Annotated in this window: 13 protein-coding genes and 3 pseudogenes; 2 read left to right on the top strand and 14 right to left on the bottom strand. The window is 60.1% G+C overall.

The genetic code is table 11. The features are described from left to right. Window positions 1–103: 103 nt before the first annotated feature. Together HNP55_RS24545 and HNP55_RS24540 are read right to left on the bottom strand one after the other, a co-directional pair. Window positions 104–229: pseudogene (locus HNP55_RS24545) on the bottom strand (transposase); the annotation flags it as partial. Window positions 230–238: 9 nt separating this feature from the next. Beyond that, window positions 239–343: pseudogene (locus HNP55_RS24540) on the bottom strand (IS6 family transposase); the annotation flags it as partial. Between the two features lie 10 nt (window positions 344–353). On the opposite strand from HNP55_RS24540, the pseudogene HNP55_RS24535 reads away from it, so the two are divergent. Next, a pseudogene (locus HNP55_RS24535) lies at window positions 354–518 on the top strand (alpha/beta hydrolase); the annotation flags it as partial. Between the two features lie 86 nt (window positions 519–604). On the opposite strand, the gene HNP55_RS23770 reads toward HNP55_RS24535, so the two are convergent. The 12 genes from HNP55_RS23770 to HNP55_RS23715 are packed head-to-tail and all read right to left on the bottom strand — an operon-like array spanning window position 605 to window position 12628. After that, the gene (locus HNP55_RS23770; RefSeq protein WP_184304872.1) at window positions 605–2080 is read right to left on the bottom strand and encodes an NAD-dependent succinate-semialdehyde dehydrogenase; all 1476 of its coding nucleotides are present in this window, start codon (window positions 2078–2080) and stop codon (window positions 605–607) included. Between the two features lie 16 nt (window positions 2081–2096). Beyond that, window positions 2097–3326 carry an iron-containing alcohol dehydrogenase gene (locus HNP55_RS23765; RefSeq protein ID WP_184304870.1) on the bottom strand — a complete coding sequence of 410 codons (1230 nt, stop codon included), beginning with the start codon at window positions 3324–3326 and terminating at the stop codon, window positions 2097–2099. Further along, on the bottom strand, window positions 3323–4345 hold the full coding sequence (locus HNP55_RS23760) for an Ldh family oxidoreductase (protein ID WP_184304868.1): 1023 nt from the start codon (window positions 4343–4345) through the stop codon (window positions 3323–3325). The genes HNP55_RS23765 and HNP55_RS23760 overlap by 4 nt, the downstream gene beginning before the upstream one ends. A 12-nt stretch (window positions 4346–4357) precedes the next feature. Beyond that, entirely contained in the window at window positions 4358–5323 is a 966-nt protein-coding gene (locus HNP55_RS23755) for a fumarylacetoacetate hydrolase family protein (RefSeq protein ID WP_184304866.1), read from the bottom strand. A gap of 47 nt (window positions 5324–5370) precedes the next feature. Then, window positions 5371–6069, bottom strand: coding sequence for an ABC transporter ATP-binding protein (locus tag HNP55_RS23750; RefSeq protein WP_184304864.1), 699 nt, complete (start codon window positions 6067–6069; stop codon window positions 5371–5373). Next, entirely contained in the window at window positions 6066–6836 is a 771-nt protein-coding gene (locus tag HNP55_RS23745) for an ABC transporter ATP-binding protein (protein ID WP_184304862.1), read from the bottom strand. The genes HNP55_RS23750 and HNP55_RS23745 overlap by 4 nt, the downstream gene beginning before the upstream one ends. Window position 6837: 1 nt before the next feature. Further along, complete coding sequence (locus tag HNP55_RS23740; protein ID WP_184304860.1) at window positions 6838–8103, bottom strand: ABC transporter substrate-binding protein; 1266 nt, start codon at window positions 8101–8103, stop codon at window positions 6838–6840. After that, on the bottom strand, window positions 8100–9107 hold the full coding sequence (locus HNP55_RS23735) for a branched-chain amino acid ABC transporter permease (protein WP_184304857.1): 1008 nt from the start codon (window positions 9105–9107) through the stop codon (window positions 8100–8102). Before HNP55_RS23735 ends, HNP55_RS23740 begins: the two co-directional genes overlap by 4 nt. Window position 9108: 1 nt before the next feature. Beyond that, window positions 9109–9966, bottom strand: a complete 858-nt coding sequence (locus tag HNP55_RS23730; RefSeq protein ID WP_184304855.1) for a branched-chain amino acid ABC transporter permease — start codon at window positions 9964–9966, stop codon at window positions 9109–9111. 4 nt (window positions 9967–9970) lie between these two features. Then, window positions 9971–10747: an SDR family NAD(P)-dependent oxidoreductase gene (locus tag HNP55_RS23725; RefSeq protein WP_184304853.1), complete on the bottom strand. Its 777-nt coding sequence runs from the start codon at window positions 10745–10747 to the stop codon at window positions 9971–9973. Between the two features lie 29 nt (window positions 10748–10776). After that, window positions 10777–11667, bottom strand: coding sequence for an amidohydrolase family protein (locus tag HNP55_RS23720; RefSeq protein ID WP_184304851.1), 891 nt, complete (start codon window positions 11665–11667; stop codon window positions 10777–10779). Window positions 11668–11677: 10 nt separating this feature from the next. Then, on the bottom strand, window positions 11678–12628 hold the full coding sequence (locus HNP55_RS23715; RefSeq protein ID WP_184304849.1) for an NAD(P)-dependent oxidoreductase: 951 nt from the start codon (window positions 12626–12628) through the stop codon (window positions 11678–11680). Window positions 12629–12733: 105 nt separating this feature from the next. Here HNP55_RS23715 and HNP55_RS23710 point away from each other — a divergent pair, with 105 nt between their 5' ends. Further along, window positions 12734–13660, top strand: coding sequence for a LysR family transcriptional regulator (locus HNP55_RS23710; RefSeq protein WP_184304847.1), 927 nt, complete (start codon window positions 12734–12736; stop codon window positions 13658–13660). Window positions 13661–13858: the final 198 nt, after the last annotated feature.

Here is a 13858-nt window from a genome sequence, read left to right as displayed (position 1 = left end):
CCACTCGCTACGAAAAGCTGGCCGAACGGTTTACCTCGTTCATCAGTCTCGTCGGCTCCATCGTCTGCATGACTTGAATGTCAACACACCCTAGTGCAGATGCCTGCACCTCGCGTTCGACCTCGTACAGCTTGCCGAAGTGGCTCAGCACCTGTTCGGCGATCAGGCTGCGACGGTTGGCCCGAAGTTCGTAGAAATTGCGCCGCGCATGCGCCATGCAGCCGACTTCCAGCAAGCTCGCCATGCCGCTGTTGGTGATCAGGCTATGCATGGCAGCCGTGTCGGCGCCGCTCTTGTTGACGGTGATCCTCTCGGGTACGTCGTGAAGATCGATGGCCTTCTGGGTCTAACATGACAAGTTTCGCGAAAGCTTCTGTCAAGACTTGGGTACGGATGAAGCCTTGGTGATGGCCGTGGCGCAAAAAGCAACGTCGACCAGCGTCTTCTGCGACAACATCGTCTCTCCTGCGTGGAGAAAGAAGCCCAGCTGGTATCAGTTCTCCAGCGAAGATCGAATGTGATCCATCCTGAAAGCTGAAATTGCTGCATGCCAGGGCCTGGGCCGTGATGACCGCCAGCGCGCGGGGGATTGACATCGTCCAAGCTACCAACTGGCCGCGATGTACTTGGCTTCCATGAACTCAAGTAGCCCATGATGCCCACCTTCACGCCCGATACCACTCTGCTTGACACCGCCGAATGGCGCTGCAGGGTCGGAAACCATGCCTCGGTTCAAGGCGATCATTCCGGCCTCGATCCGTTCCGCAACGCGCAGGCCTCGCGACAGATCGCGGGTATAGACATAGGCTGCCAGACCGTATTCCGTTTGATTGGCGTACCCAATGACCTCTTCTTCCTGGTCAAAGGGGAGCACGGCAGCCACGGGGCCAAAAATTTCCTCATGCAAAAGCCGCGAGTCCAGGCTCACGTTTGCCAGCACCGTTGCCGGGTAGAAGTAACCCCGAGTGTCCGGGACCTGACCTCCCGTCACGATCTGCGCACCACGCTCGACCGCATCAGCCACCAACTCGGCAATCTTGTCGCGGCTGGCCCGATTGACCATAGGGCCGAGCTGCGTCTCCTGCAGGGAGCCCACGCCCATCGTCAGCGCGCTCATGCGGGCCGCGAACCTGACTGTGAATTCGCCGATCACCGAACGATGCACATAGAAGCGGTTGGCGGCCGTGCAGGCTTCACCGCCGTTTCGCATCTTCGCCACCATGGCACCGTCGATTGCAGCGTCTAGGTCGGCATCTTCAAACACGAGGAAGGGTGCGTTGCCGCCCAACTCCATTGAGCAGTTGATGACTTGGTCTGCGGCCTGCTTGAGCAGTGTCCTGCCCACCGGCGTCGAGCCGGTGAACGATAGCTTACGTACCCGTGGGTCGTGCAGCATGGTGCTGACAAGTGGCCCTGCCTTGGACGAGGTCAGGACGTTCACAACACCGTCCGGCACACCGGCCTCCGCCAGCAGGGTGGCGATAGCATAGGCGGTGAGCGGCGTCTCGGTGGCTGGTTTCAAGATGCAAGTACAGCCGGCGGCAAGCGCAGGGGCGATCTTGCGTGTGGCCATAGCGGCGGGGAAATTCCAGGGCGTGACGAGCACGGAAATGCCGACCGGCTGGTATTGCACGAGGATGCGATTGCTGCCCGTTGGCGCCAGGCCCAGTTCACCGACGCCGCGAACGGCTTCCTCGGCATACCACCTGAAAAACTCGGCGGCATACGCAGCTTCTCCCCTGGCATCGACCAAGGCCTTGCCATTCTCAAGAGCGATCAGATAGGCGAAGCTATCCAGCCTCGAACTCATCAACTCGTAGGCCCGGCGCAGGATCTCTCCGCGTTGGCGTGGTGGCGTTGCGGCCCATGATGCCGCCACCCCGGCTGCGGCATCCACGGCATCCCTGGCATCGTCCGGGGTGGCGTCTGCCACGCTCGCGAGCCGTTCCTCGGTGGAAGGGTTGAACACGTCGATGCGTGCACCGTTGCTGGCGGCACGCCACTGTCCTGCGATGAACAAGCGGGTGTTCACGCGCATCTTCTGTCCTTCATAGGCGAACTCAAATGTTTCAGTAGTCATTTCGTTTCTCATGGTTTCAGAGGGCGGCAAGCGAACTGCGGTCGCCCGATTGAGCGGCATCGACAATGCGCCGCATGGCCTGTTCATCCAGAGCTTCCGGGTTGTTGTTGACCAGGCGAGTCGCCTGCATGGCCTGGATAGAGACAACATGCACCTGTCCGTCGGAGAGTCCCAGTTCCGAGAGCGAGCGGGGGATGCCTATGCGTTGAAACAAGGCGTCAACGGCGTCAATGGCCTTCCTTGACAAGAGCGCATCCGAGTCGCCAACCGATGCCACTCCAAACAGGCGTGCGATCTCCGCGAATTCCGGGATCCGACTCCGCCGGTTGAACTCCATAACGTAGGGCATCAGCGCGGCAACACCTGCACCGTGTGCCGTGTGGGTTTCGGCGCCCACCGGATACTGGATCGCATGGGCAGCCGCCGTACCTGCTACACCGAAAGCCAGGCCAGCGTGGAGGGCCCCGTACATCACCTGCGCTCGCGCCTGCATGTCATTGCCGTCCTCGACGGCCTGGGCCAGATGGGCCGCCAAAGCAGAAATGGCTACGCGGGCGTGGACATCGCTCATGGCGTTCTTCCCTACAAAAACTTGGGTTTGGGCCAACTCAGGCGTCGGCGACTTGCGCACCGAAGTGAAGGCTTCGATCGCGTGGGTCAAGGCATCCGCCCCAGCAATAGCGGTCAGGCTTTTTGGGCAACTGCGAGTGAGTTCCGGATCGCACAAAGCCACGACCGGGATCAGATAAGGGCTGGAAATACCGACTTTGGTCGCACGCGCGGGGTCTGCCAATACGGCCACGGGCGTGACCTCAGAACCGGTGCCTGCCGTCGTTGGGATGGCGATGAGGGGGCGTACCGGACCGGGTACGCGGAACTCACCGTAGTAGTTGGAGAGCTCGGCCGGATGGGCCAGCAACAGGGCGACCAGCTTGGCGATGTCCATGCAGCTTCCTCCGCCAAGCCCGATGATCACGTCAGGATTGAATGCCTTTGCGAGTGCCGCAGCTTCCTGAATGCAGGAGATGGGCAATTCGGCAATCGTGCCCTCATATATGGCGACCATGATCCCGGCCATCTCCAGGCTGTTTGCAAGCGCGACAAGAGCGGGATCTTGTCGCAGGCGTTTGTCCGAGCAGATGAAAACGCGTCGCCCATAGGCCCTGACCACTGCGGGCAAGGCATGGCGTTGGCCGGCCCCAAACAGAATCTGTGAGGGCGAGCGAGAAACTCCATATAAGTTCATGCTTGTTGCTCCGTCGATTGGGTTTGCCGCCCAGCCATCCGCTGAATCTGGCGCCACACGTCATCGGCCAGGGTGATGCCGGACTCCAGGTTTGAGGCCCGCACCTGCATCGCCCGGTCACCCGGAACAGACACAGTCTGATCGGAGCCACCGGATCCGCGCACGGCATCCAGATAGCCAGACAGTTGCCGAGCCAAGTCCGGACGCTCCCCCGGGTTGATAACGATGAAGAGGTCGCCTTTGTTGCAGACCTGGGTCGAGTCCAGCGTGCCGACAACATCTGTGCCAATCGCCGAACCGGCCAAACAGGTGATGAGCAATTCCAGAGCCAGGCCAAGGGCATAGCCTTTGGCCTCGCCAAATGGCGCAATGGAACCTTGCCGCGCTGCTGCCGCATCAGTTGTGGCTTGGCCTTGTGCATCCAAGGCCCAATGGGCCGGGATTTGCTGCCCGCGAAGCGCATGGTCGTGAATCTGACCCATCGACACGACGCTGGTTGCCATGTCGAGAATGAAGGGCTTGCCCGCGATAGGAATGCCGATCGCCAGCGGATTGGTGCCCAGCATCGCGCGGCGGCCACCCCAGGGGTGGACCAGGGCTTCGCTGGTGCTGGCCGCGATGAGGATCAACCCCTGCGCGGCCATGCGCTGGGCATACCAGGCCAGCATGCCGAGATGGTTGTTATGGCGTATGGCGGCGAGGGCTAGGCCATGCTGTCGGCTTGCCGCAGCAAGTGCATCGAGCGCGGAGCAGGCGACGACCGGTCCGAGACCGTTCTGTCCGTCCACTTCGAGAAAATTGCCGCGCCATTGATGCTGTCCGGTAGCCCCAGGATTGAGCACGCCATTGCAGATGCGCTCGACGAGGCGAGGCAAACGCATCAAGCCATGGGAGGGCCGGCCCCGCAGGTCGGCCTCAAGCAGCAGGTCCACTTGCAAGGCCGCGCTGTCCATGTGTACGCCGACGTGTTCCAGCGCCCGGCATGAGGTCTGGGCTGCGGTGAAGGACGGTACAAGCATGACGATGCCCGCTCAGGCCGCGACGGCGTTCTCAAGGCGACCGATGCCGTCGATCTCGCAAACGATGACATCGCCTTTCTTCAAGTAGCCGGGAGCGGGCACCATGCCATTTGTCCCGACCCAGTGGCCGCCCAGTTCGTGATCGGTCGACCACGCGGTGCCGCTAGGCGTGCCCGTGATGATCACCATGCCCGGGCGCAGTGTCATATTGATGGAGAAAAAGTGGATCAGCTCCGCAACCGTCCAGATCATTTGCGAGGTGCTGCTGATCTGGCGCAACTCGCCGTTGACCCAGGAACGCACCGTGATGCGCTGAGGGTCCGGTAACTCGTCACGGGTGACAATGCAAGGCCCCATCGGCGCGCTGGTGTCGAACAGCTTGCCACGGCCGAGTTCGTACCAGTAGGAGCCATCGGGTCGCCGACGCACTTGACGATCGCGGGCGGTCACGTCGTTGACGATGGTGTAGCCGAAGACATGATCTAGTGCGTCTTCAACGGCAATATGTCTGCCAGGCTTTCCGATCACGACAGCCAATTCAACTTCGCCGTCCAGCTTGCTGGTGAGCAAGGGGTCATGAATGATTTGCTCCCTTGATCCGATCACACAGTCGCCGGTCTTGACGAAGAACTCTGGCTCCTTGCCGCTGGTGTCAGCATTGGCTTTTTCCTGGTTGTGACTCAGGTAGTTGCTGCCCGAACAAAGGATGGTGCTGGGCCGTATCGGCGCGGTTAGCGTCACATCCTCCATACGTGGGCGCGCCCCGGTGGTCTTGCGGCTGCGTGCCACCGCGTCCTCGAAAAGGGGCTTGAGCGTGACCCAGTGGGTGATGACCGAGGCGGTATCGCTCATGGCCCGCACCGCAGCGCCGTCGAGAAAGGGCTGCGCTTCGTGAAGCGCCAGCACGTCGACTACTTGGCCGTCGTCGAGCACGCCCATACGTGTCTCGCCATTGACGAGGAAATTGACCAGCTTCATAGGGATCCTTGCAAATAATTGAAACGGAAGAGTGGGCGGGCTGGCGGTCAGTGATGGCCGACGCCCAGGTATTTGCCCTGCATCTCGGTGTCTGCAAGCAGGGTTCGGCCATCGGTGTCGAGGGCGATTTGCCCCGACACCATGACCAGGATGCGCGGGGCAACAGCAGCAGCGACCTGCAGGTTCTGTTCCACCACCAAAAGCATGGTGCCCTCGGCAGACACCTGTTTAAGCACCCTAACGAGATGGCTCACCACCACGGGAGCCAAACCTTCGGACGGTTCGTCAAGCACCAGCAGGCGCGGCTGTCGCAACAGGGCCCGGGCGATGGCAAGCATCTGCTGCTCCCCGCCCGACAACTGATGGGCGCGATTGCTCAGTCTTTCACGCAGCCGGGGGAACAGCTCAAGCACGGCCTGGCTTGTCCAGCGGCAGTTGGCCCCCCTAGGTGCTACCAATCGCAGGTGCTCCTCCACGGTGAGCGACCTGAACACCCGGCGGCCCTGCGGAACGATCGCGATGCCCTTGCGCGCCACCTGCGTTGCCGACAGCCCGCCAATATCTTCGCCATCCCACAGAATCTTGCCGCTGACGCATGGGCCCATCGCGGTGAGCGAGGCACACAGGGTTGTCTTGCCCATGCCGTTGCGACCGACGATACCTACCGGCTGAGAGCCGATCTCGAAAGAGATGTCATCCAGGACGCGCGCCTCGCCATAAGAGGCCTGAAGTGCGACTACTTTCATGCAAAGAGCTCCAGCGGTTCGCCCATGTACAGCCGCAGCACCTGCTCGTCCTTGCGCACATCATCCGGAAAACCAGAGGCGAAGATGCGCCCGTCTTTCATGACTGTCACCCGATCGGCCAACATCATGGCAACCTCCATATCGTGTTCAACGAACAGAATGGACAGTTCCCGGGGCAGGTCCAGGATCAGGCCTGTGAGTGTCTTGCGATCATTCGGAGAGAGCCCGGCGGCGGGTTCATCGAGCAGCAGCACGCTGGGTTGCGTGGCCAGCGCCATACCCAGCTCCAGCTGCTTTTTTTGTCCGTGCGAAAGCAGTGATACGCTTGCCTGCGCAAAGGAGCCGAGCCCGACCCGCGCACACAGCTCGCGGGCCAGGAGGTGGCTGTCGGCGTCTTCCCGAATAGGCCTCAGCGAGAAGCCACCCAGACGTGGGCCTCGCGCGGCGATCACGAGGTTCTCAAGCACACTCAAACCACCGAATAGCAGCGGGATCTGATAGGTCCGCCCGATGCCGAGCGCGCATCGCCGATGCGCCGGCAAAGCCGTGATGTCATGCCCGTAGAGGTGGATCTGGCCGCTGGTGGGCAGCAGATCCCCCGTGATCAGGTTGAACAGCGTCGTCTTGCCTGCGCCATTGGTGCCCAGCAGGGCATGCCGCTCGCCCAGTCCGAGATCGAGGCTGACACCGTCAACGGCATGCAGCGCGCCGAAGCTCATGCGAACTTCGCGAATCTGCAGGCAAGATTTTCCGGTCTGCGTGCTCATATCAGGGGCAGGACGGGTTATCACGGCTTGCAGGGCCGCGAGCCAGGAAGACGTCACGCGGCACGCCCAGCGTCTGGTTGATGCCCTTGGCGCGTGCCACCAGCTTTAGGTGCAATGCGCCGTCCGCGTTCTCAGCTACTTCGGAAATGAAGTTATCCACAATGCCCTGACGATTGGCGTCGAGCGAGACCCGGCCCATGGGCGTATCCACGACTGTTGCCTGCAGGGCCGCGCGGAACTGCTTCTGATCATCATTCATGTCGCCCTTGACCGTGGCCAAAGCGGTCAATGCAGCTTTCATATTGACGTAGTAGGTCAGCGCACCGAAGGAAGGCGAGCCCAGGCCGTCCGGAAATTTCTTCTGATACGCCTTTACAAGGCTCACCCATTGAGGGTCGTCGTTGCCCTCGGACAGCGGGCCCGCCGTCACCACGCCGATGGCGGTCTTGCGAAACCCGCCCTTGGTGCTAAGCACATTGCGGTCGACCGTTGGTGTGCCGCCGATCAAGGGAAGCTTGCCTCCAGATTGCTGGTATTGCGTCAGGAAGTTCACCGCATCGGCGCCCGAGACAATGATGTAAATCGCATCGATTCCGGACGGAATCTTGGCGATCACGGAACTGAAGTCCTTGGTACCCAGCGGCACCCAGAACTTCTCGACGATCTTGCCGCCCTTGGCGCAGAATTCCGCAGCAAAACCCGCGACCTGGCTGTAGGGGAAGGAGTAGTCCTCCGATACCAGAACCACGCGTTTGTATTTCTTGACGTCGTAGACATAGGTTCCCAGGCCCGCCTGCCATTGCGCGCCATCACCGGTAAATCGAAACATGTTTGGTGCTGGGTCGCGCAGTGTCAGTTCCTGTGCGGCGGAGGTACCGTTGATGAATGTCTTGGCGGGAACTGTTTTTGCATATTCCTTGACAGCCAAGCCCTCCGAGCCGGACAGGGGGCCGATCATGAAATCGACCTTATCCTGCTCGATCAGCTTCTTCGCCTTTGCTACTGCGACATCGGGTTTGGCGTTGCTGGACTCCTTGACCAGTTCGATCTTGCGTGTGCCGATCTGGCCATTGAATTCATCGACTGCGAGTTCCGCACCGCGCATGGAGTCCTGGCCCAGCAGCGCCAGCGGCCCGTCCAAAGTGGCAAGTACACCGATTCTGATGTTCTGCGCTTGAGCACCGGCGGCTAGCGCTATGCAGGTTGCCAGCACGTGAAGGCGCAACCCGTGTCGAACCGTCTTGGTGAGGCTTGAATGGATGCTCATATATGTCTCCGTTTGATGGACAAAGTAGCCGCCTTGCCTCTGCGAAATTTGGCGGCGAATCGGGAGGACCGGTGGGACAAGAGTCCCATCAACCCGTCGGGTGAGAAATAAAGGATCAGCAGAAAGGTGGAGCCGAGCAGCAGGTTGAAGCGCTCACGGCTGAATAGCTGTGGCGAATACACCTCGAGCAGGATGTAAAGCAGTGCGCCAAGAAAAGCACCTGCCGGTCGCTTCTGCCCGCCAAGAACGCACATGACGAGGATGGCGACGTTGGCCTGCACATCGATCGTGCCGGGCGAGACCTGTGCGTTGTAGAGCGTCGTGAGTACGCCACCGACGCCCGCAATGGCACCGGCCAATGCGAAGGCGATGACGCGGTAGTTGCGCATGTTGTAGCCCAGTGCCTGGAAACGGCGCGGGTTGTCGCGCATGGCCTGGAGCGTCATACCCAGTGGAGTTCTCTCGGCATAGCTAAAAGCCGAAAAAGCCAATATGGAAATGGCCGCTATAAGCCAGTAGAGGCGATCTGATCGGGTATCGGGATCCGCGAGGAACGCTGGTGCGGCCAGGCCGCTGATGCCATCAAAACCATTGAAGACTTCCATGTTTTGCTGGATGAAGAACAAGGTGCATACCGCAATGGCCAGGGTAAGCATCAGCAAGTACACGTCGGAGGAACGGTACGAGACCCATCCGACCAGCGCGCCGAACAAGGTCGCAGCCAGAAGCGCTGCCGCGATGGCATAGGGCCATGGCACGACAACCCCCAGACCTGTTGAATTGGTGCTCAGCAAGGCCAGTACATAACCGGCGACACCGGCGATGCTCATCTGGCATAGCGACACCATATTGCAGTAGCGAACCAGAAAGCTCAGGCTCAAAGCCACAATGCCCAAGGAGAGCGCCCGCGCCAGGATATTCAGAGTCCAGAAATCAGGTAGCAAGAAGGGGGCGACAGCCAGCAGTACGCAGATGGCGCTCAACCACGGAAATGAACTTTTCATCTCATGCCCTTCCAAACAGGCCATGGGGGCGAACGGCAAGCACGGCCACCATCAAACCGAAGGTGGCAGTGACGGCATAGTTTGGGAAGTAGGCCAAACCGAGTTGCTCGGAGAATCCCACCAGCAACGCGCCCATTGCTGCCCCGGGGAGGCTACCCATACCGCCGATGATGACGACCACCAGGGAGGACAGAAGGAAGCGAGCATCCTCTCCCGGAGCTACCGAAAATACCGAGCCGCCGACGACACCTGCCAGGCCGCAAACCAGAGCTCCCAGGACGAAGATCACCAGATAAAGGCTGCGCACCTCGAAGCCCAGCGCGGCCAGCATGACGCGGTCATCGACGGCAGCCCGGACCGCCATGCCCAGCTTGGTGAAGCGCAGGATCAGCCACAGCGCCAGACCCACCAGTACAGCCATGGCGACAACCAAAAGGCGGATCGTCGAATACGGTCCGACGCCGGGAATGTCTGTCGCTTCGGCCACGGCGGCAGGCAAGTCGAACTGATAGGTGGCCGCGCCGTAATGCCATAGCAGCAAGTCGGCAACGACGATCGAGAAGCCGACCGTCAGCAAGGCCTGGCGCAGGTTGTCGCCTTCTGTCTTGCGCAGCAGCACCACTTGCATCAGCGCACCGACCAAGCCGGCAGCCAGGGCCCCGCCCGCCAGCCCGAGTACCCAACTCGACGTCCGCACGCCGAGGTCATGCCCCACATAGGCGCCCACCAGGTACAGAGAGCCGTGCGCCAGGTTGATGGTGCGCAGGAGACCGAAGATCAGGCTGAAGCCGCAGGCCACCATGAAATAGATACAGGCGAGCGTCAAGCCGTTCATCAAGACATTGAGGAGGATCTTCATGGTGTCATCCCGCTGTCAAGCCACCATCGACCGCCATCGTCGATCCTGTGATCCAGGCGGCTTCCGCGGAGCTCAGGAAGAAGGCCAGATTGGCCACGTCCTCAGGTTCCCCGATACGCCCGATCGGATAGCTTTGTCGGTTGTATTCAGCCAAGCGCTCCTGTGCGACGACCGGCATCTTCTCGATCTCTGCGCTGCGGCCCGGGCTGTCGACCGTGCCCGGTGCAATCGCATTGACGCGCACGCCCTGCGGACCCAACTCGTAGGCCATGGCGGTGCTCAACGATTTGATCGCCCCCTTGGTCATCGAGTAGAGCGTGGACGGACGGCCAGGCAGCATCTTGCTGGCGAAGTAGGACGTCATATTGATGACGTTCCCCCGGCTCGCTCGCAACTCAGGCAATAAGGCCTGCGAGAGGAAGTAGGCCGGACGGATGTTGACGTTGACGAACGCGTCGAACTCCGCTTCCGTGGCCTCGGCCAGGGGTGTGAAGCGGATCATTCCGACGTTGTTGACGAGCGTGCATACACGCTTTGTGGCCGAGCGCACCGATTGGACGGCCGCCTCGATGGCCCCAGCCTGGGAAAAATCAATGCAGGCGGCGACGGCCTTTGTGCCGTGCTTACTCAGGCGTGCGGCAGCCCGCTCGCACAGATCCTTTTCCTTGCCTATCACAATCACATTGGATCCACCGCGTGCAAAACGTTCGGCGATGGCAAAGCCAATGCCGTCCGTGCCGCCCGTGACAACCGTCCAGTTGTCGAGTTCTTGGTTTTCCATTGCTGTCTCCTGCTCTTGTCTTGTCGATCTCAAAGCTTGTAGATACGCGCCGCTGTCGAGAAGAAGATGGCGTCCAACTCCTCCTGGGTGACCACGCCAATGGCCTCGATCAGATCAGCCACGTAGCCCTGGTACGTGGTCCAGAGCTTCTCAATCGGAAAGTTCGAGCCATACATGCAGCGTTGCGCGCCGAACTGTTCCAGCGATTCCTGCACGATCGGACGCATGAGATCGGCAGCACACCGGTGTTCGAAGGTATTGAGCCCTGAGAACTTCACGACCACATGAGGCTGCTGCGCCAGATGTCTCATGCCGTCGCGCCACCGGGCCAAGCCCAGTTCGCTGCGGTCATTCAGCATGCCGGCGTGGTTCAGCACAAAAGGCAGGTCAGGGAATTTCTCTACCACCGCGCAGATCGCTTTCATTTGCGAAGGAAAGATCTGCAAGTCGAAGGCAAGCCCTCGCGCTGCAACCTTGCGCAAACCGTCTTGCCATTGCGGCGTGTTGAATAGATCGGCCTGTTCGACATAAGCCCAGTGCGGGTTCTCATGCCAGTGAATCTGTTGACGGATACCGCACAGGTTCGCGCAGGCAGCGTGGGCATCGAGTTGTGCGTCCACGTCGGGCCGGCGCAAGTCTGCGTAGGCCACGATGCCGTGAGGGAAGCCCACTTCGTCAGCCACTTTCTGTACCCAACGCGTCTCTTCCACCGCTCGCTTGGGGTCCCAATTGCATTGGACGTAAACCGACTTCTCGACTCGCCAGGAAGCCAAATCCTCCATGTACTCGGTTGCTAGGTAGTCACGGCGAATGCCTTCGTAAGGCCCGAAGATTCGTGGCCTGGGCTCATCCGCCAACCATGGCACATCCTGCTTGCGCCAGATGTGGTGATGGGCGTCGATGATTCGTGTGGGGTTCATGGGGTTCCTGTCACAGTGGGTTTTGATTCGCCGTGCTGCGCTCTTTGCCGTTGGCGCACAGATGGGATCGGATTTGCTCCACAAGCATTTCACCCAGGCGTTTGCGGGAACTGCTGCTGCGGTGAGCCACGCGGGGCGTGATGATCAAGTGGGGTGGTATTGCCGAGTCCTGCCTTGTCAACTCGCCCAAATCATTGAGATCGCAATCCAGGCCTGCGCCGCCCAGGCATCCATCCTGGAGTGCCTGTCGGAGCGGCCCCAGCTGTACCAAGGCACCGTGCGCCGTATTGATAAGCAAGGCGCCTCGTTTCATGGCGGCAAACTCGGCGCGGCCAAGCATCCCTGCTGTTTCTGGCGTCAGAATGCAGTGAAGGCTCAGGACATCGCAGGTCGCGAGCGCGTCCTGAAAGCGCACATAGCCATCGCGGACCGATACCGCGTGTTTCCTTTCGGCGTGAACGACCTGCATGCACATGGCTTTGGCGAGGCGTGCAAGAGAACGACCCATCGTTCCTGTTCCCACCAGACCAAGTACCTGCCCTCGCAGATCCTGGGCAGGCATGTTCAATTGGCTTGCTTCTGCCAGCGCCAGTGATGCGACGCCGCAGAACGGCCCAGGCAGCTGGCGACTCAAGCTAAGCATCAAGGCCACCGCATGCTCGGCCAACCCGACTTCCGCGTAGCCATCGCAATTCCGGACGGCTATCCCGGCTTCGTGGCAGAAGGCCAGATCGATTCGCTCAAGTGAAGGTCCGACCACGACGACCAACTCAAGGTTGGGCATCTTGCGCATGGCTGCGGCCGTCAATGCCACATTTGCCGTGACAACGACGTCAACCTCCTGGCAACGTCCAATCAACTCGGTCGGACTTGTGAAGCGGTATTCCCGACAGGGCGCGATCTGTCGCAGTTCGGCAAGGTCAGCCGGTACGGCATCAAGGTCAAGTAGGACGATCTGCATGGTGGACTCGACTGTGCCGATCCACTTGCCCCAAACAAATGCTGGGCAAAGCCACACATTGCTATCAACCGTGACAGCAACGCTGCTTTCCGTTCAAATGCAACGATGAAATTTGCCGACGCGCAGATGTTTTCAGAGATGCGGGCGTTCGTCGCTGTGGCGCAGAGCCTCAGCTTTACACGCGCAGCCGAAAAATTGGGTATTGATCCGCCGAATGTTTCGCGCATCGTCTCCAGACTGGAGGCCCGGATCGACCTTCGCCTACTCAACCGTACAACCCGCTCTGTATCACTGAGCAGCGCTGGTGTTGGCTATCTTGAATACTGCGTGAAGATGCTTGCAGATTTTGAGGCCGCGGAGGAGTTCATTGCTTCTCAGCGAGACGGCCTTGTCGGCCCGATCCGTATCACGATTCCCATGTCCTTCGGGCTGACGCGACTGGGGCCAATCCTGAGCGCGTTCTCGCAGGCACACCCCAAGGTCACCGTGGAGACGGTGATCACCGATGATGTACTGGACCTCACGGCAGAACGCATCGATGTTGCGATCCGGATCGGCAGTTCCCTTGATACTTCGCTGCACTCTCGTTTGCTGGGTCGGACTGAACGTATCCTTTGCGCCTCCCCTGAGTATGTTGGTAAGCATGGAATGCCGGAGTCGCCGAGTGATTTGCTGGATCACAAGTGTCTGGTGTTTACCGGGAGACCCAATGTCGATGTGTGGGTACTCAGGCGAGAACATGCGATTGAGAAGGTCAAAGTCAAACCTGTTGTCAGTGCCAACAACAGCATTTTCCTGAGAGATTTGGCGCTCAGCAGTATCGGCATTGCACCTATTGCTCAGTATGTGGTGGCGAGTTCCTTGGCAAAGGGCACGCTTGTGCGCTTGCTCGACGAATGGACGCTGGAGCACTTGGACATTTGTGCCGTCTATTTGTCGTCCAAAAACATGTCACCCAAGGTGAGATCCTTCATAGATTTCTGCGTGGTCAATATGCAAGATACGGATACCCTGCTAGGCCGTATCGATTGACGGGAGCACCCGGATAACTTCCCGCCGGTACTGCAGTAAATGGTCGGCGTTCTTGGCCCTTGGCATATGCGCGAGCAAGTCCGAGGTCGGCAGGCGTTTGCCGGAGCCTGTCAGAAACTTTGTGTGTGAGGCATAGCATGTCGACAAGGAGCATGAATGCCAAGCAAGACAAAAACCACCGCTACGGCGGAACAGGCG

Origin of the sequence: Roseateles oligotrophus (genome assembly GCF_014204525.1) — a bacterium.
In the GTDB taxonomy this organism is placed as follows: Bacteria; Pseudomonadota; Gammaproteobacteria; order Burkholderiales; family Burkholderiaceae_C; genus Paucibacter_A; species Paucibacter_A oligotrophus_A.
This window is presented reverse-complemented; position numbering and strand designations above follow the sequence as displayed.